Below are 18792 nucleotides of genomic sequence, written 5' to 3' on the forward strand. Positions count from 1 at the left end.
GCTTCTCAGTTGACGTCAGGCACGCTGCTTTTCTTTCATCGTATAGTTAACGCCACTGAGTGAAACATTGGATTTCGCTTTACAGATACAAGGCAGAATTTCTTCGCCTTGGGTGTAAGCCATGGCAAAACCAACATACTCAACTTCACCAGACTCTAACGTACAACGACAGGCACCGCAGTGACCGTCACGGCAGTTATACTCTGGTTGCAAGCCTGCTTGCTCCATCGTTTCCAAAATCGTGTTGGAAGGGTTAGATTCAATGCTGATAAGTTTGTTGATTTTGATTGTCGGCATTACAGCTCAAATCCTTCAAAGTCGTCTGCGTTTACTTCGTTGTCAATCTGACCCACTAAGTAAGATGAAATTTCTGCTTCTTGAGGTGCAACCTGAACGTTATCTGAAGACAACCAAGCATTAATCCATGGAATTGGGTTGCTGGTTGCTTCCGGGTACGCTGCTGGCAGGCCTACCGCATTCATACGAATGTTGGTGATGTACTCAACGTATTGGCTAAGAATGTCTTTGTTCAGGCCGATCATTGAGCCATCTTTAAACAGGTATTCTGCCCATTCTTTTTCTTGCTCTGCCGCTTCTTTGAAGAGATCAAAACACTCTTGTTTTGCTTCTTCTGCGATCTGCATGAAAGTGAAATCATCCTGACCGTTACGCAGTAGGTTGATCATGTGCTGAGTGCCGTTCAAGTGAAGCGCTTCATCACGTGCAATCAGTTTGATGATTTTCGCGTTACCTTCCATTAGCTCACGCTCTGCGAAAGCGAATGAACATGCGAAACTTACGTAGAAACGAATCGCTTCTAGAGCGTTCACAGACATCAGACAGATGTACAGTTTCTTCTTAAGCTCGTACAGACTTACCTTGACAGTTTCACCATTGAGGACATGCTCACCTTCGCCGTAACGATGGTAATCATTCGTCGCTTGAATCAGATCGTCGTAATAGTGCGCGATGTCTTTCGCACGCTTTAGAATGTGTTCATTCTCAACGATGTCATCAAATACCACAGCAGGATCGTTGACGATGTTACGAATGATGTGCGTGTACGAACGAGAGTGAATCGTTTCAGAGAAAGACCAAGTCTCAATCCATGTTTCTAGTTCAGGCAGAGAAACAAGAGGAAGCAGCGCAACGTTCGGGCTACGGCCTTGGATTGAATCGAGAAGCGTTTGGTACTTCAGGTTAGAAATGAAGATGTGCTTCTCGTGATCTGGCAACTTGTTGTAGTCGATACGGTCGCTAGATACGTCAACTTCTTCTGGACGCCAGAAGAAAGAAAGCTGTTTTTCGATCAGTTTTTCGAAAATTTCGAATTTTTGTTGGTCATAGCGAGCAACGTTTACTGATTGACCCAAGAACATTGGTTCTTTTAGTTGGTCATTTTTTTTCTGATTAAAAGTACTGTAAGCCATAATGCCTCAATTCCTTTTAAACCTCCCCAAAAGGGAGGTTTTCGATATTCTGTTTCTAATACTGGTTCTGGGGATTGTCAGGGTGGTGCAGATTAAATCTTACAACCGCCGCCTGCGCAATCTTCTTCTTCCGGTTGAACTGCGTCTTTCTGTTCATCCTTCGCACCATCGCGAGTGTTATGGTAGTAAAGCGTCTTCACACCAAACTTGTACGCAGTAAGAAGATCTTGAAGCAGTTTCTTCATTGGTACCTTACCCGTTTCGTAGCGCGATGGGTCGTAGTTAGTATTTGCCGAGATCGCCTGGTCAACAAACTTCTGCATGATACCGACAAGGTGAAGGTAACCATCGTTAGAACCAATGTTCCAAAGCAGCTCGTAATTGTCTTTTAGCTCAGTAAATTCTGGCACAACTTGCTTCAGGATACCGTCTTTCGATGCTTTTACGGATACGAAACCGCGTGGTGGCTCAATACCGTTTGTCGCGTTAGAAATCTGAGAAGAGGTCTCAGAAGGCATCAGCGCCGTCAGTGTTGAGTTACGTAGACCGTGTTCCATGATTTCTGTACGCAGGCTATCCCAGTCGTAGTGAAGTTCTTCTTCACAAATCAGGTCGATATCTTTCTTGTACGTATCGATCGGCAGCAGGCCTTTCGCGTAGTTGGTTTCGTCGAACGAAGGACATTTACCTTGTTCTTTTGCCAGCGCTACTGAAGCTTTCAACAAGTAGTATTGCATCGCTTCAAATGTACGGTGAGTCAGGCCGTTTGCGCTGCCGTCAGAATACTTCACGCCGTTCTTCGCTAGGTAGTAAGCAAAGTTGATCACACCCACACCCAGAGTACGACGGTTCATAGTCGACTTGTATGCCGCTGGTAGCGGGTAATCCTGGTAGTCCAATAGAGCGTCTAGCGCACGAACAACCAGATCAGACAGCTCTTCGAAATCATCCAGAGACTTAATAGCACCTAGGTTGAACGCAGACAGCGTACAAAGTGCGATCTCACCAGAATCATCTTCCACGTTTTTTAGTGGTTTGGTCGGAAGTGCGATTTCCAGACACAGGTTAGACTGACGAACTGGCGCTACTTCAGAATCAAATGGGCTGTGAGTGTTACAGTGGTCCACGTTCTGAATGTAGATACGACCGGTAGATGCGCGCTCTTGCATTAGCAGAGTGAACATCTCAATCGCTTTCACGGTTTCCTTCTTGATAGAAGGATCGTTCTCGTATTTCACGTATAGACGTTCGAATTCTTCTTGGTTTTCGAAGAATGCGTCGTAAAGACCTGGTACGTCTGAAGGTGAGAATAGGGTGATATTGCCGCCTTCAACCAGACGCTGGTACATCAGCTTGTTGAGCTGTACGCCGTAGTCCATGTGACGAACACGGTTCTCTTCAACACCACGGTTATTTTTAAGCACCATCAGCGAACGTGCTTCACCATGCCACATTGGGTAGAACACAGTTGCAGCACCACCACGCACGCCACCTTGTGAACAACATTTCACGGCAGTTTGGAAGTACTTGTAGAAAGGAATACAACCAGTGTGGAATGCTTCACCGCCACGGATCTCTGAACCTAATGCGCGGATACGACCTGCGTTGATACCGATACCTGCACGTTGAGACACGTAACGCACAATAGAGCTTGCCGTTGCGTTGATAGAGTCCAGGCTATCGCCACACTCGATCAGTACACATGAGCTGAACTGACGGGTAGGCGTACGTACGCCCGACATAATCGGCGTAGGTAGAGAAATCTTGAATGTTGACGTCGCATCGTAGAAACGCTTGATGTAGTCAAGACGTGTTTCTTTCGGGTACTTAGCGAACAAACACGCCGCTACAAGAATGTACAAGAACTGGGCACTTTCGTAGATTTGGCCCGTTACACGGTTTTGTACAAAGTACTTACCTTCCAGCTGTTTTACTGCTGCGTAAGAAAAGTTCAGGTCACGCTTGTGGTCGATGTACGAGTCAAGTTCGTCCAGCTCTGCCTTTGTGTAATCTTCTAACAGATGTCCGTCGTATTTACCCATATCAACGAGTCGAGCTACGTGATCGTAAAGCTTAGGTGGCTCATATTGGCCGTAAGCTTTTTTACGCAGATGGAATACGGCTAGACGAGCCGCTAAGTACTGGTAATCCGGTGTCTCTTCAGAGATAAGATCGGCCGCAGATTTGATGATAGTCTCGTGTATATCTGACGTTGTAATACCATCATAAAACTGGATGTGAGCTCGTAGCTCTACTTGAGATACAGAAACGTTGTGCAGACCTTCTGCAGCCCAAGTGATAACGCGGTGGATTTTATCCAGATCGATAATTTCTTTACGGCCATCACGCTTGGTGACGGTAAGTTGTTGGTTCATTCTGCTTTATTTCCCTAAGAAAACTGATAAAAGCCGTGTTTTTGTCTATTTATGTGCAAAGCTTGCGAGTCTTGCGGTGGCTTTGTGATCGAATTTTATCTATATATTGTAGCTTAAACACAATATATAGGGGTTAATCTGTGTGCGGGTTACAAGATAGTGCTATTGCTCAGATTGATCAAGGTACATATTTGGGATGACTTGTGGATAACTGTTCAAATAAAAAAAATCAGTAAGTGAACACTAACCGATGAGAAAAGGGCGGACTTGAATAGGTAAAATTACAGATTTGAGATTGGTTTAGAAATAACCGTACAGAAAAATATTTTCCTTGATCTTTGGACATTTTTATTTCCGAAAATCAGGTTGGTCAAAATGGTATCGACTGCACAAATCTTACACACAAAAGCGGTAACTTTGTGCTACCGCTTTTGGCGAGTTTCTTAACTGAATGGTCAACAACAACAAGGTTTTTAACGTTTTGACGTTCAGTATTTTTGAGTATGAACGATGTAGTTTACATCTACGTTACGACCAAGTTTATAACTGTCGTTAAGTGGGTTGTAATGCAACCCTGTGATACCCAACTCAGTCAGATCGGTTTGGTCAATCATCTTCATCATTTCTGCGGGTTTGATGAATTTCTCGTGGTCGTGGGTGCCTTGCGGAACAATCTTAAGCAACTTCTCTGCGCCAACGATGGCAAACAAGTACGATTTAATATTGCGGTTTAAGGTTGAAAAGAACACGTGACCACCTGGCTTCACCAGCGCTGCACAAGAGCGGATAACAGAAAGCGGATCGGGAACATGTTCCAGCATTTCCATACACGTGACGACATCGTAAGTTGCGGCGTTTTCTGCTGCATGGTCTTCGATGGTACTTTGGATATAGGTTAGCTTTGTTCCGGTTTCCAGAGCATGCAGACGCGCGACTTCCAGTGGCTCTTTACCCATATCGAGCCCGGTGACGATGGCACCTTCTTTTGCCATGCTCTCTGCAAGAATACCACCACCACAACCCACATCGAGTGCGCGTTTGCCAAACAAGCCATCTGCTTTTTCGAGTACATAGTTCAAACGAAGCGGGTTAATTTGGTGAAGCGGTTTGAATTCACCTTCTAAATCCCACCAACGAGAAGCCATGTCCTCGAATTTCTTTATTTCACTAGGGTCGACGTTTTGTGCTTTAGTCATAATGGTTGTACTGCATTCAATCTGAGTCCTTTAGAGGGCGTCAGTATACTCCAACGTTTTATCAGGATTAAACCGATTAATCGCCGTTTTGCCCACCATCAATCTCATTTTGCGTAATGTTGACCAAAATATAGCCAGTTATCAGAAAGATATCGGACGAGTGTGCAAATTCTCGACATTTGAATCTCAACAAACCTCACAACCTGATAAAAGGAGAGGGAAAGGGATGCCGAAGTGATGAAATGTATGTTATATTTTTCGCCTTACACGTATCGTAATTACGATCAGATAATAGAGGGATAATGGCTCTATGAGCGATTTAGCTAAAGAGATCACGCCCGTAAACATTGAAGACGAGCTTCGAGGTTCATATCTAGACTACGCGATGTCAGTAATCGTGGGTCGTGCTCTTCCAGATGTGCGTGATGGCCTAAAACCAGTACACCGCCGCGTTTTGTTCGCGATGAACGTACTAGGCAACGATTGGAACAAACCATATAAAAAATCAGCCCGTGTTGTCGGCGACGTTATCGGTAAATATCACCCACACGGTGATAGCGCTGTGTACGATACAATCGTACGTATGGCTCAGCCGTTCTCACTTCGTTATATGTTGGTTGACGGCCAAGGTAACTTTGGCTCGATCGATGGCGACTCTGCTGCGGCAATGCGTTATACCGAAGTTCGTATGGCAAAAATTGCCCACGAACTTTTGGCTGATCTAGATAAAGAGACCGTAGACTACGTACCGAACTACGATGGTACGGAGCAGATTCCAGCGGTTCTTCCAACCAAGATTCCGAACCTGCTGGTCAACGGTGCTTCTGGTATCGCGGTAGGTATGGCAACCAACATCCCGCCACACAACCTTGGCGAAGTGATCGATGGCTGCCTTGCATACATCAATAATGAAGCAATCACTATTGATGAACTAATGGATTACATCCCTGGTCCAGATTTCCCGACGGCAGCACTAATCAGCGGCCGTAAAGGCATTGTAGACGCGTACAAAACAGGTCGCGGTAAGATCTACATGCGTTCAAAAGCGGAAATCGAAACAGAGAAGAACGGCAAAGAAACCATCGTCGTTACTGAAATTCCTTACCAAGTAAACAAAGCTCGTTTGATCGAGAAGATTGCTGAGCTGGTTAAAGATAAGAAAGTTGAAGGCATCAGTGCGCTACGTGACGAATCTGACAAAGATGGTATGCGTATCGTTATTGAATGTAAGCGTGATGCAGTAGGCGAAGTGGTTCTTAACAACCTGTACGCACAGACTCAGCTGCAAACGACTTTCGGTATCAACATGGTCGCGCTTAATAACGGTCAGCCACAGCTATTCAACCTGAAAGATATGTTGAAGTGCTTCGTGGATCACCGTCGTGAAGTGGTTACTCGTCGTACTATTTTCGAATTACGTAAAGCTCGTGAGCGTGCCCACATCCTCGAAGGTTTGGCGCTTGCACTAGCGAACATCGATGAAATCATCGACCTAATTCGTAAAGCGCCAACGCCAGCAGAAGCGAAAGCAGGTCTTATCGCTCGTGGTTGGGATCTAGGTAACGTAGCGGCAATGCTTGAACGTGCTGGTACTGACGCCGCTCGCCCTGAGTGGCTAGAGCCGCAATACGGTATCCGTGACGGCCAGTACTTCCTGACAGAGCAACAAGCGCAAGCCATTCTAGACCTACGTCTACACAAACTGACTGGTCTTGAGCACGAGAAGATTCTGGCTGAATACAAAGAGCTTCTAGACGAAATCGCTGAGTTAATGCACATTCTTGCAAGCACTGAGCGTTTGATGGAAGTGATTCGTGAAGAACTAGAAGCGGTTCGTGACGGCTTTGGCGATGCACGCCGTACTGAAATCACTGCAGCGAGCCATGACATTGACATGGAAGAGCTGATTGCACGTGAAGACGTAGTGGTCACTCTGTCTCACGGCGGTTACGTTAAGTACCAAATCCTGAGCGATTACGAATCACAACGTCGTGGTGGTAAAGGCAGAAGTGCAACTAAGATGAAAGACGAAGACCATATTGAGCGTCTTCTCGTGGCAAATACTCACGACAACATCCTGTGTTTCTCCACTCGTGGTAAAACTTACCGCTTGAAAGTTTACCAACTGCCGCTTGCGAGCCGTACTGCTCGTGGTAAGCCTATCGTTAACATTCTTCCTCTGGAAGATGGTGAACGTATCACGGCGATCCTGCGAGTAGATGAGTTCTCTGAAGATAAGTTCATCTTTATGGCGACAGGTGACGGTACGGTTAAGAAGACACCGTTGAACCAATTTGCCAACGTTCGTGCAAACGGTCTAATCGCAGTGAACCTACGTGATGACGATTCGCTAATCGGTGTTGATATCACCAATGGTGACAGCGACATCATGCTGTTCTCTAAAGCAGGTAAAGTCGTTCGCTTCAGCGAAGATAAAGTACGTGCTATGGGTCGTACCGCTGCTGGTGTTCGTGGTATGAAGTTGGGTGAAGATGACCAAGTTGTGTCTCTGATTGTTCCTTCAAACGAAGGCGATATCCTGACAGTGACCGAAAATGGCTATGGTAAACGTACCGAGCTTGCCGAGTACCCAACCAAGGGTCGTGCAACTCAAGGTGTCGTCTCTATCAAAGTATCTGAGCGTAACGGTCCAGTTGTTGGCGCAGTGCAAGTCGAAGAAGGTGATGAGATGATGATGATCACCGACGCTGGTACTCTGGTTCGTACACGTGTTGCAGAAGTTAGCCAAGTTGGTCGTAATACTCAGGGTGTTACCTTAATTCGTACGGCTGAAGATGAGTCAGTAGTAGGCTTGCAACGCATTGATGAAATTGAAGAGGCCGATTTACCTGAAGGTGAAGAAAGCGAAGCGATTGAATCAAACGCAGAGCAGCAAGATCCTGAATCACCTCCTACGGAAGACAGTGAAGATTAATCTTTAAATCTACACCTCTTATAATTAAAAGCCGAGCGTTATGCTCGGCTTTTTAGTGCCTGCTTTTTGATACAGTAAATATACTGATCTTATTAGTATCAACTTATATGAATATAGTTGGTCTTAATGAGTGATAAATAGAGTTACCGTTTATTATTTAGCTACTTTTATATTTATCAATATCTGAGGTTTTAATTTAAATCCTCGTACGTATGCGGGACTTATTAACTTTGATTTCATCTCATATATAAAGGCGTTTGTATAGAGCAGGTATTCATTTTGTTAAAATTGTTGCATATTTTATGGTTGCTTTTATATCCAAATAACCTCGAAATACTGGGTTCGGTGAGAATGAAGCTATGCTCAGGTGTGGCAAGGCCTCATTATGATAATTGCAAGTTTCGTATGCATGAGTGTGGATGAGCTGCGGCGGAATTAGCCTACGTCGAAGAACATAATATGTCGGTGTTTGATTTAACCTTTAATCATTGGTAATAATAAAGACAAGTCAAATTAGTGTGAGTTATGTGACTGTAATTCCATAATTTAAAACAAACTGTGAAAATAACAAGCAGAGTGTTATTCTTTCTTGAGATTCCTGAACGAACCAGCACATATTTAAAATTAGAACTTTAAGTTGGGTACGTAATAAAAGATGTAAGTAGGTATACCAGTGGATTCAGTTATATCGCAGTTAAGAAAGGACTTTTATGCGCATATTCGCGCTTTTCAGGCACCAAAGTTACCACAAGTTACTTCGACACTTGCCGTTTTGACCGACGAGGAAATTCAAGAACTCGAAACAGTATGGATAGAGTTTGCCGTATGGAAGCGTCGTCAGGCACATTAAGCCTCTTCTTTTTAAACCAGAATTTATCAACCCCAGACAAACTTTGTCTGGGGTTTTTTATTGTAGTTTTACAGAAATGTTATATTATAACACTTCGTCAGCGTGGCAGAGGGAAACCATTGCCCTGTATAGCTGAGAGGAAAAGATCTAAGATATAGTGATCTATGCATTGAAAAATGTGGTATCAATCCCCATAGTTGAAGAGCATGAGTTCATCCCATGAATGTAATAACGAAAGTGCATCAAGAATTAAATCGAGTGAGTGTAGATATGGCTGAAGTACGTGCCAGAGTAGATTTTAAAGTCGGGGCTAAAAGTGATATTGATGCTGAAATCCTGTCTTTCCGTGGTTTGAAGACGGATAAAGAGCATGTGGCAGTTATCTTTAATCAAGCAGACCAAGTTCAAGAAACGCCATTAGTGCGTATGCATTCTGAGTGTCTGACCGGCGATGTTTTTCACTCTTCTCGTTGTGACTGTGGTGAGCAGTTAGAAGAGACGATACAGATCATGGGAGAGTCTGGCGGCATTATTCTTTATCTGCGTCAAGAAGGGCGCGGTATTGGTCTATATAACAAGATTGATGCGTACCGACTACAAAGCCAGGGTATGAACACCTATGAGGCGAATAATCACCTAGGCTTTGATGACGATCTGCGCGATTTCACTGAAGCTGCTCAAATGTTACAAGCTTTAGATGTTAATAAGATCCGCTTAGTAACGAATAACCCTAAAAAAATCCGTGAATTAGCTGAATACGGTATCGAAATCGTTGAAGTGGTTAACACTTCTGCTCACATCAAAGATGGTAACGAAAACTATCTCAAAGCTAAAGTCTCTCACGGTAAACACAACCTGAAAGTTTAGCCGCAATAATAGAATGATTAGTTAATACTTGTTAAAAGCCTCACATTGATGAGGCTTTTTTTGCACCTTAAGTTGCAAAAAAATTGTAAATTTGTATTATCTCGTGACTAAAAGTGCAAATAAGAATAATTAGCACTTAGAATACAAAACAATTTGCTCAACAAGGATGCTTCTCATGAATGCAAAAACAGTATTAGTTCAAGCTATTGCTGCTTCACTTTTTATTTCCAGTGGTACTGCCGTTGCTGCTCAAGTAACCAAGCAAGACGTTGTCGAACATTATGCAGATGTTGCACATGCGGTATTCTCAGACTCATTAACAACGGCTAAAACGTTAGACGTTAAAATCGATGAGTTCCTAAAAGCCCCTTCAGCTAAAAAGCTAGAAGACGTGAAACAAGCATGGCTTGACTCTCGCGTTCCATATCAACAATCTGAAGTATTCCGCTTTGGTAACGCGATCGTCGATGATTGGGAAGGTCAGCTTAACGCATGGCCGCTGGACGAAGGCCTGATCGACTACGTAGCCGCAGATTACCAGTATGAACTTGGTAACGAAGGCGCTGCGGCAAACATCGTGGCGAACACCAGTCTGACTATTGGTGCTACCAAACTAGACGTATCAAAAATCACACCTGAACTGATTGCTGATCTAAATGAAGTGGGTGGTTCTGAAGCGAACGTCGCTTCAGGTTATCACGCGATTGAATTCCTACTTTGGGGCCAAGATCTAAATGGTACAAATGCAGGAGCTGGTCAACGTGCTTACACTGATTTTGTAGTGGGCTCTGACTGTACTAATGGCCACTGTGACCGTCGTGGCGAATACCTCAAAGCCGCTGCCGAGCTGTTAGTTCAAGATCTTGAATGGATGGAGAAACAGTGGTCAGCGGACGCGAAAGATAATTACCGTCAGGAACTGCTTGCAGATTCAGCAGACAATGGTCTTCGTAAGATGATGTTTGGTATGGGATCGTTATCTCTTGGTGAGTTGGCTGGTGAGCGTATGAAAGTAGCGTTAGAAGCGAACTCAACAGAAGACGAGCACGATTGTTTCTCAGATAACACACACAACTCTCACTACTACAACGAACAGGGTATCTATAACGTGTACATGGGGCTGTATAAGCGCCAGGACGGTACGTTATTGACTGGACCAAGTATTGCAGACCTTGTTACACAACAAGATGAGCAAGCCGCGAAAGAGATTCAGAAGCAATTTGATGATACTCGTAGTCAAGTGGGTGAGTTGGTTACTTCAGCAGAGAAGAATAACCAACATTTCGATCAGTTGATTGCTGTCGATAACGTTCAAGGCAATGCGTTAGTGAATGAAACTATTATGTCATTAGTGGCACAAACAGGTGCAATTGAACGTGCTGCAAGCATTATTGGCATTGATAGCCTGAGTCCAGATACTGCCGATCACGAGTTCTAAGAAAAACTATAATAAATAATCAAGGGCTCAACTAATAGGTTGAGCCCTTTGCTGTTTGAGCTCGCTGTTATCAATTTACTTAAGAGCAATGATATGAAGCCATCACCCCTTAATTACTTTCACTTAGCGCTATTCTTTACTGCTGCACTTTCTACTTCTGTTTCCGCTTATGAGGTTCGTTCGGGCGGAAAAACCAGTGTTAAAAAAGACGGCGCGAACGCCTATTCGCTTCCCGCGGCAAACTTACCCATGAGTAAACGACTGGATTTTAGTGTCGGGAATAGCTTTTTTAGAAACCCTTGGGTGCAAGCACCAGCGACGACGGATGCACGAGATGGACTTGGCCCACTATTTAATACCAACGGTTGTCAAAACTGTCATATTAAAGATGGTCGCGGTCATCCGCCGGAAGAAGGGGATATTCACGCCGTTTCAATGTTAGTGCGTTTGAGCATCCCTGCGATGACAGCAGAGCAAAAAAAAGCCTACATCATTGATGGTGGCATTCCTGAGCCAACTTATGGTGGTCAGCTTCAAGATTTTGCCCTCCAGGACCAAATTCCAGAAGGTAAAATATCGATCACGTATAGCGATGTTCCGGTGCAATTTAATGACGGCACAACGGTGACACTAAGAAAACCAACCCTAAAAATCACCAACTTGGGATATGGTGAGATGCACCCGGATACCCAGTTTTCGGCGCGTGTCGCACCACCTATGATTGGCTTGGGTCTATTGGAAAGCATTCCTGACGAGACTCTACTTGCCTGGGCGGATGAAAACGACAACGACAAAGATGGTATTTCCGGGAAAGTAAACAAAGTTTGGGATATCGAAAGAGGGGACTTCGCACTAGGTCGCTTCGGCTGGAAAGCGGGTCAGCCAACATTGATGCAACAGAACGCAGCCGCCTTTAATGGTGATGTCGGCCTCACAAGTCATTTGTTCCCGAACGAAAACTGTACATCAAAACAAACCATTTGTGATGAGTTACCAAATGGTGGTGAACCAGAAGTTAGCCAGAATATTCTCGATTTCGTAGAGTTTTATAGTCAGCACTTAGCCGTTCCAATTCGTCGTAATGTAGAAGACCCGCAAGTGCAACTAGGTCAGAAAATCTTTGCCTCAGCAGGTTGTGAAAGCTGCCATAAAACAAACGTTAAAACCGCCAAGCGAACTGACTTACCGGCGCTTTCAGAACAGAAAATTCACCCATATACCGACTTATTGCTACACGATATGGGGGAGGGATTGGCAGATCACCGACCTGAATATCTGGCGAACGGTCGCGAATGGCGTACCCCACCTCTTTGGGGACTTGGTTATACCGAAGAAGTCAACGGACACACCTACTATTTGCACGATGGTCGAGCACGCAATGTGATGGAAGCGGTACTTTGGCATGGTGGTGAAGCAGAGGCTGCAAAGCAGAATGTACTGGCTTTAAGTAAGCGCGAGCGCGATGCGCTGGTGGCTTTCCTGGGCTCGTTATAAGGAACCTATTGTGAATAAAAAACTATTAGTTAGCGCTGTCGTTACTGCGTTAAGTTTGACGGGGTGCCAGTCAACACTGAGTGAAGAAGCCAGTCTGGCAGAGAAAACGAATCATATTTCACAAAGTGTGTATGAAGTCGAGCATCAATCCGCTTATGCCTTTCTAGTTCAAAGCTCGTCTTTAGAACAAGCTTTCAATGATTTTTGTGCTTCTGAGGCTAAAGATTCATCTGCTGTTAAACAACAATGGCATGAAACCATGCGTGCCTGGATGGCATTGCAAGGTCAGGAGCGCGGGCCAGCAAGTGCGTTGGAGCAAAGTTGGAATGTGCAGTTCTGGCCGGATAAAAAGAACACGACCGGACGAAAAATGTCGGCACTTACAAAATCGGATCAGGTTTGGAGTGCACAAGAGATATCAACGCAGAGCGTGACGGTACAAGGCTTAGGCGCGCTTGAGTGGTTACTTTATGACAGTGCATCAACGCTGGAAACGAACAGTAATACTTGTTCCACCGGGGTTTCTATTGCACAAAACCTTAACGCTAAAGCAAAGATGATTGCGGATGCTTGGAGCATGAACCCATGGAAAGCAATGCAAAAAACGCAGTGGGAGTCGGAATATATTTCGTTACTGTCGAACCAGCTTGAGTACAGCATGAAGAAGTTGAGCCGTCCGATGGCGAAAATTGGCCACCCGAGACCGTACTTTTCGGAATCCTGGCGTTCGGGCTCCTCTCTGGCGAATTTGAAAGCGAACGTGCAAAGCATGCAGACATTATATTTCGCCAATGGTCACGGTTTGGATGCACTGTTACGCGAACAGGACAAATCGTCCCTGGCAGATCGAGTTTCTCGTCAGTTTGCCATGACACTTGATACCTGGCCTGAAGAGCAAAGTTTATTTGCCGCACTACAAACGGTTGAGGGTTACCGAACTGTTTTGGCACAGTTCAACAAGTTAGAACAATTGAAGTACCTCATTCATGAAGAGGTGGCTATCGAACTCGGCGTGGTTATAGGATTTAATGCTACCGATGGTGACTGATCAAACCCGACGAACCCTACTTAAAGCCGCTCTGTTTGGAGCGGCAACACCATTATTACCCTTTGGTTGTGCGAGTACTGCTCCGCGTAAACCTGCTTTGATTGGGTGTTCCATTATAGGCCGTGAAAAGTATGCAGCTGTTGTTGCCGATGAGCACGGTATGCCGATTTCTAAATTGCCAATCCCAGAGCGTGGCCATGGTGTAGCAACCAATCAACAAAGTCATGCGGTCGTTTTCGGTCGTCGGCCAGGTACCTTTTTTATGGTGTTTGACTATCGAACAGGGCAAGCCATAAAACTGCACCCTGCAAAAGCAAACCGTCATTTCTATGGTCACGGCGTGTATTCCCATGACGGGGATTACCTGTTCGCAACAGAAGGTGAAAGGGGCACAAGCCGAGGCATTATTGGCGTTTACGACGTGCGCAAGCAATATCAGAAGATGGATGAGCTGTCAGGTTTTGGTATCGGACCACATGAAATCATCATGATGCCCGATGGTGCATTAGCGATCGGTGTTGGCGGTGTGCATACTAATGGAAGAGAGCCTCTGAATCTCGACTCCATGGCCCCAAGTCTGAGCTACCTGTCTCAAGATGGTGAGTTGCTCGATCAAGTTTCTCTGCCCGATCACAAGCTGAGCATTCGTCATCTTGCGCACGATGGTTCAGAGACAGTGCTATGTGGCCAGCAATATCGAGGAGAGCCTGATGAATACCCTGCGCTGATCGCGATGCATACGCGCGGTGGAGAAATGTCAGCACTACACGCAGAGCCAGAGGAGTGGGCTCGGTTCAATCATTATGTCGCTAGCATTGCTGCGACTGAGGAGTGGATATTAGCCACATCGCCTCCTGGAAGTTGCTATGGCATCTGGTCTAAATCGACGGGCAGGTTGGTAGAGTTGAACGCGTTACCCGACGCCTCTGGTGTCGTGCTCTACGGCGATGAGTTCCGCATCAGCTCTGGTGCTGGTAAAGTCGTAGAACAACGACCTACAGAGTTCAAAAATACATTTTCCAGCGGTATACAGTGGGATAACCATTGGTCTAAAGTTGTATAAAATGAGAGCTAATTGGTGGTTTTATTTGAAACTTATCTGAGAAAATATTGTCCCGTTCTTATTTTTAAAGCAGCAACCTGTGAAATATTTGCCATACTTTCACATAAGGCAAGTAGGTAAGGGTTGTATCAGTGATTGCTAGGCTTTTAATTATGACGGCACTTTTAGTGCCGTTTTGCAGCTTTTCTACCGCAGTTTCTCTTGATAATGCGTTACAAGCAGAGCAAGAAGGCGCGGTTAAACAGCTATCTATTGAAAAAATGATCCACTACCCATCAGTGGTGGAGCAATTGTATCAGAGTACCAATTACCATTTGAATTGGGAAAATGAAAGTGACGTTGAGCAGTTCATTTATCAGTTAAATATAGTTGCGCTTGCCGACGTTACGAAAGAGTTTGATGACCAGCTGCATAGAATCAACCAGATTAGATGGCAAGGCGACAACCTTGACTTTGATTTGGTGATGACTGATTCGCTCTTAATGTATTTGAGTTACCTTGAGCAACTGCCTCATGAAGGGGTTAACTGGCTGTTTGCCAATAAAGCTCAAGTTGAACTCCCACCGCCAAGTATCGACACGTTATCGGTTCTGAGCAACGAGCTCACGGTTGGTAAGCTTGATCAGTTCCTATTAAGCCTACGTTCTCCTCTTCAAATGGAGCGAGATTTCAATTCGGCTTTCTCAACCTTATCTGAGCAAGCTCAATACCAATACCCGATATACCAACAACAAGGATTACTTCGTTTCGGTGATCCAATAACAGATAAAGCCGCTTTGATCGAACGTGTTGCGATCGTCGGCGTTGATGTCAGTTTTGTTGATCTTAACTCACCGCGCTATGATGAGAACTTAGAATTAGCAGTGAAAGAATTTCAACGTATTCATGGTTTAAAGGAGGACGGAGTTATCGGGCCAAATACGATACGTTGGATTAACTTTTCTCCTAAACAGAGGCTGCATTTACTTGCTTTAAATGCTGAGCGCTCAAGAATATGGGCGAAAGAGCGAGATAATGTCGTATTCGTCAATGTGCCAGGGTATCAAGTGACCTACTGGCATGAAGGTCAACCACTGTTTGAGTCAAAAGTCGTCGTCGGTAAGAGTTCGAGAAAGACGCCTATTATGACCGTCAATATGGATTCGGTTATTTTGAATCCGACTTGGAATGTACCATGGAAAATCATGGTCAAAGACATCATTCCTAAAGTAAAACGTAACCCAATGTATTTGATTCATCATAATATTCAGATTATTCGTTCATGGACTTCACGAGAGATCATTGATCCTACCACTATCAATTGGGCTGCGGTTAATCCCAGAACTTTCCCATACCGTATGCGTCAGGCATCGGGATCGCAGAATGCACTAGGCTTGTATAAGTTCAATATGCCAAATCCACAAGCCATTTATTTGCACGACACACCTAGTAAGAACTTGTTTGAACAAGATCGTCGCGCGTTTAGTTCTGGTTGTGTCAGAGTGGAAAATGCGGATCAATTAGCTGAACTGCTTTTCAAAACTCAAGGTCTGGAAGAACGCTTTGCGAAGAAACGTCAAAGCGCCAGCCGCTCTAACACGTCGGTTCCACTAGGTGAACGTATTGCTGTTCACATCATCTACCAAACCGCGTGGTTAGAAGATGGGACGCTTTATTATCGAGATGATATTTATTCTTACGATAAGCAAGGGTAATGGCATGGTAGACTTTTAACTAAATTTACACTTCTGAAAATTTACTTCTTGTTCAACCAGTAAGCTAACCATGGTGGTTGCGTACGACATTCCAGACTGATATAGGCAATTGACGAAATGCACCAGTTTGGATAATGTCCGCTGCTCGTGTAGTTTTTGAGCAGTATTTCTATATGGTAAGTCGTAACTTTTCCCGTCGTGATTTTCTTAAAATGACCGCTGGTGGTGTGGTATTAGCTTCTGCTATGCCAACGCTATCGTGGGCGTCACTCCCAGACGAGCCTCGCGTGTTAGCGATGAATAACCTCAATACTGGAGAGCAATTAGAGACGTGCTACTTTGATGGAAGCAGCTACGTTAAAACTGAGCTTAAAAGGTTAGATCAGTTCTGTCGTGATCATCGACGTAATGAAACCTTCCCAATGGATCGACGTTTGTTTGATCAGATCAGTCAAATTCAAAAGCTTATTGGCACGGAGTCAGAAGTCATTGTGATCTCGGGCTATCGTTCGCCAAAGACGAATTCTTCATTGCGAAATGGCTCTTCTGGTGTAGCGAAGAAAAGCCTTCATATGGAAGGAAAAGCCATCGATTTTCGTTTAGACGGGGTTAAGTTGTCCACCGTGCGTGATGCTGCTTTAAGCCTGAAAGCGGGTGGCGTCGGCTACTACCCAGGCAGTAACTTTGTTCATATTGATACTGGTGCGGTTCGTTCCTGGTAATTGAGATTGCCTGAGTGGCCAAAGAGTCGAGTTGCTTGGATTCTACAAATCTTGAAGTCACTTTAGCTTAGTGTCATAGTTGCGGCAGTTCTAACAATATTTATGTGGTGATAGGTTATCCATGGCTCTGAAATACCAAATTGTCCCGGTGACATCTTTTTCTCAAAACTGTTCTATCGTCTGGTGTGATGAAACGATGAAAGGCATCGTGGTTGATCCTGGCGGCGATGAGAAGCAGCTTGCAGCGTTAGTCAAAGAGCTAGGCGTTGATGTGGTTCAATTGGTTTTGACACACGGTCATCTGGATCACGTCGGTGGTACTCAACCATTGGCGGTTTTGCTTGGTGGAAAGGCAATTGTTGGGCCTCACAAAGCGGACAATTTCTGGTTACAAGGCTTAGAAGGGCAGAGCAAAATGTTTGGCTTCCCGCTAACTGAAGCATTTGAACCTGATCAATGGCTTGATGAAGGTGACACTGTCACATTTGGTAACCAAGTGCTGAAGGTGATCCACACTCCGGGTCATACACCAGGTCACGTAGTGCTTTACAGTGAAGAAGCTCGCGTAGCATTTGTTGGTGACGTCTTGTTTAACGGCAGTATTGGTCGTACAGATTTCCCACAAGGCGACTTCAATACCTTAATTAAGTCGATCAAAGAGAAGCTTTGGCCACTGGGTAACGATGTTACCTTTATTCCTGGCCACGGCCCGCAATCAACCTTTGGCCACGAACGTAAAACCAACCCATTTGTCGCCGATGAGATGCCGCTTTACTAGCGAGTATCGATTCGGAAAATAACGGGTAATTGAATGACTAACCCGGGGAGAACAAAGCTATTTTGTCTCGAGTAAGTCTGGCTCGGCGGCCGCTAAATACCGCCGAGTTAATCCGACAAAATCTTCTGCTTCTCGATCTAGATCGCCAGCTGAGATGAATACGTCGTAACCGTAGAAACTTCGCTGATACTTCATTCTATTCGCTAGCATTGCGAGCAAGCCTTTGTACTGTTTTCCGCTACTACTCTGGTATGGTTTTGGGTCTAGCACTATATCTTCGAATTGTTCTTCACATTGATTCTGCCTGGCACCCAGATAAAGCAGAGCGCGTTGGTTCAGCAGGATTTCTGTCGCTATGCGAGGGCAAATCGCATCCAGGTAGGGCGAGTAGTGCTTTAAACGCACGCCTACCCAAGGCAATGGTTGATACCAGCCTTCTTGCTGATAGCTACAAATACCTATCGATTCAATATTGCACCAGCGAACAACCCAACCACCTTTAAAAAGGTGTTGTTGAAAGTGGGTTGCAGTTAGCGTAAATGAGACTTGGCTTTTTTTGATCATCATTACGGCAAATCCCACGATCACCGCCATTAATATCACAGACAACATTGCTTGCTTCCATCCAGGAGATATTAACACCAGAAACAACGTTATCAGAGCGATAAGAAATAAGGTTATTCGGGTAAGAACAGAGCCTGGCTTAAAATGTGAGTTTGTGAGATGCAATGTTTCCATACTCTTCACCTCATTTCGGTGTGAAAATGCCTTAGTGACTGCCATGATCGCTATGTGATCTAATCTCGCTTCTAGACTCTTTACGAAGGAGAGATTAGTGCACTTAATTGTTGTGAAATAAAATGATTTGGTGGATAAAAACCCTCTGTTTTTATACCCAGTAT

15 protein-coding genes are annotated in these 18792 nt (G+C 44.7%); 10 read left to right on the forward strand and 5 right to left on the reverse strand.

The window, feature by feature from the left end; all coding sequences use genetic code 11:
- Positions 1-15 precede the first annotated feature (15 nt).
- The 4 genes from yfaE to ubiG all read right to left on the reverse strand — a co-directional run bounded on the left by yfaE (position 16) and on the right by ubiG (position 5001).
- Complete coding sequence (gene yfaE, locus OO774_RS05820) at positions 16-297, reverse strand: class I ribonucleotide reductase maintenance protein YfaE (RefSeq protein ID WP_264905471.1); 282 nt, start codon at positions 295-297, stop codon at positions 16-18.
- A complete protein-coding gene (nrdB, locus tag OO774_RS05825) occupies positions 297-1430 on the reverse strand; it encodes a class Ia ribonucleoside-diphosphate reductase subunit beta (RefSeq protein WP_264905472.1) in 1134 nt (377 codons plus the stop codon). The genes yfaE and nrdB overlap by 1 nt, the downstream gene beginning before the upstream one ends.
- A 92-nt stretch (positions 1431-1522) precedes the next feature.
- Positions 1523-3805: a class 1a ribonucleoside-diphosphate reductase subunit alpha gene (nrdA, locus tag OO774_RS05830; RefSeq protein ID WP_264905473.1), complete on the reverse strand. Its 2283-nt coding sequence runs from the start codon at positions 3803-3805 to the stop codon at positions 1523-1525.
- A 488-nt stretch (positions 3806-4293) separates the two neighbouring features.
- Complete coding sequence (gene ubiG, locus OO774_RS05835; protein WP_264905474.1) at positions 4294-5001, reverse strand: bifunctional 2-polyprenyl-6-hydroxyphenol methylase/3-demethylubiquinol 3-O-methyltransferase UbiG; 708 nt, start codon at positions 4999-5001, stop codon at positions 4294-4296.
- A 310-nt stretch (positions 5002-5311) separates the two neighbouring features.
- Between ubiG and gyrA the strand changes: the two genes are divergently transcribed.
- The 10 genes from gyrA (at position 5312) to OO774_RS05885 (ending at position 17890) form a co-directional block, all read left to right on the forward strand.
- A complete protein-coding gene (gyrA, locus tag OO774_RS05840; protein ID WP_264905476.1) occupies positions 5312-7936 on the forward strand; it encodes a DNA gyrase subunit A in 2625 nt (874 codons plus the stop codon).
- Positions 7937-8609: 673 nt separating this feature from the next.
- Positions 8610-8786 carry a hypothetical protein gene (locus OO774_RS05845; protein WP_264905478.1) on the forward strand — a complete coding sequence of 59 codons (177 nt, stop codon included), beginning with the start codon at positions 8610-8612 and terminating at the stop codon, positions 8784-8786.
- A gap of 219 nt (positions 8787-9005) precedes the next feature.
- On the forward strand, positions 9006-9653 hold the full coding sequence (ribA, locus tag OO774_RS05850) for a GTP cyclohydrolase II (protein WP_264905480.1): 648 nt from the start codon (positions 9006-9008) through the stop codon (positions 9651-9653).
- Positions 9654-9828: 175 nt separating this feature from the next.
- Positions 9829-11091, forward strand: coding sequence for an imelysin family protein (locus OO774_RS05855; protein WP_264905482.1), 1263 nt, complete (start codon positions 9829-9831; stop codon positions 11089-11091).
- A 93-nt stretch (positions 11092-11184) separates the two neighbouring features.
- Complete coding sequence (locus OO774_RS05860) at positions 11185-12585, forward strand: di-heme oxidoredictase family protein (protein WP_264905484.1); 1401 nt, start codon at positions 11185-11187, stop codon at positions 12583-12585.
- Positions 12586-12595: 10 nt separating this feature from the next.
- Entirely contained in the window at positions 12596-13633 is a 1038-nt protein-coding gene (locus OO774_RS05865) for an imelysin family protein (RefSeq protein WP_264905485.1), read from the forward strand.
- Complete coding sequence (locus OO774_RS05870; protein ID WP_264905487.1) at positions 13614-14696, forward strand: DUF1513 domain-containing protein; 1083 nt, start codon at positions 13614-13616, stop codon at positions 14694-14696. The genes OO774_RS05865 and OO774_RS05870 overlap by 20 nt, the downstream gene beginning before the upstream one ends.
- Before the next feature lie 152 nt (positions 14697-14848).
- Positions 14849-16390 carry a L,D-transpeptidase family protein gene (locus OO774_RS05875; protein ID WP_264905489.1) on the forward strand — a complete coding sequence of 514 codons (1542 nt, stop codon included), beginning with the start codon at positions 14849-14851 and terminating at the stop codon, positions 16388-16390.
- Between the two features lie 173 nt (positions 16391-16563).
- Positions 16564-17112 (forward strand): YcbK family protein, encoded by a 549-nt coding sequence (locus OO774_RS05880; RefSeq protein ID WP_264906072.1) that lies wholly within the window; start codon positions 16564-16566, stop codon positions 17110-17112.
- 121 nt (positions 17113-17233) lie between these two features.
- A complete protein-coding gene (locus tag OO774_RS05885) occupies positions 17234-17890 on the forward strand; it encodes an MBL fold metallo-hydrolase (protein WP_264905491.1) in 657 nt (218 codons plus the stop codon).
- Positions 17891-17947: 57 nt separating this feature from the next.
- Here the strand turns inward: OO774_RS05885 and OO774_RS05890 are convergent, their stop codons facing one another.
- A complete protein-coding gene (locus tag OO774_RS05890; RefSeq protein WP_264905492.1) occupies positions 17948-18628 on the reverse strand; it encodes a DUF2982 domain-containing protein in 681 nt (226 codons plus the stop codon).
- Between the last annotated feature and the right edge of the window lie 164 nt (positions 18629-18792).

The organism is Vibrio sp. STUT-A11, from assembly GCF_026000435.1.
Taxonomy (GTDB): Bacteria; Pseudomonadota; Gammaproteobacteria; order Enterobacterales; family Vibrionaceae; genus Vibrio.

Coding starts and splice junctions, on each gene's coding strand:
- yfaE (WP_264905471.1), bottom strand. CDS start 297: ATGCCGACAATCAAAATCAACAAACTTATCAGCATTGAATCTAACCCT.
- nrdB (WP_264905472.1), bottom strand. CDS start 1,430: ATGGCTTACAGTACTTTTAATCAGAAAAAAAATGACCAACTAAAAGAA.
- nrdA (WP_264905473.1), bottom strand. CDS start 3,805: ATGAACCAACAACTTACCGTCACCAAGCGTGATGGCCGTAAAGAAATT.
- ubiG (WP_264905474.1), bottom strand. CDS start 5,001: ATGACTAAAGCACAAAACGTCGACCCTAGTGAAATAAAGAAATTCGAG.
- gyrA (WP_264905476.1), top strand. CDS start 5,312: ATGAGCGATTTAGCTAAAGAGATCACGCCCGTAAACATTGAAGACGAG.
- ribA (WP_264905480.1), top strand. CDS start 9,006: ATGAATGTAATAACGAAAGTGCATCAAGAATTAAATCGAGTGAGTGTA.
- OO774_RS05855 (WP_264905482.1), top strand. CDS start 9,829: ATGAATGCAAAAACAGTATTAGTTCAAGCTATTGCTGCTTCACTTTTT.
- OO774_RS05860 (WP_264905484.1), top strand. CDS start 11,185: ATGAAGCCATCACCCCTTAATTACTTTCACTTAGCGCTATTCTTTACT.
- OO774_RS05870 (WP_264905487.1), top strand. CDS start 13,614: ATGCTACCGATGGTGACTGATCAAACCCGACGAACCCTACTTAAAGCC.
- OO774_RS05875 (WP_264905489.1), top strand. CDS start 14,849: ATGACGGCACTTTTAGTGCCGTTTTGCAGCTTTTCTACCGCAGTTTCT.
- OO774_RS05880 (WP_264906072.1), top strand. CDS start 16,564: ATGGTAAGTCGTAACTTTTCCCGTCGTGATTTTCTTAAAATGACCGCT.
- OO774_RS05885 (WP_264905491.1), top strand. CDS start 17,234: ATGGCTCTGAAATACCAAATTGTCCCGGTGACATCTTTTTCTCAAAAC.
- OO774_RS05890 (WP_264905492.1), bottom strand. CDS start 18,628: ATGGAAACATTGCATCTCACAAACTCACATTTTAAGCCAGGCTCTGTT.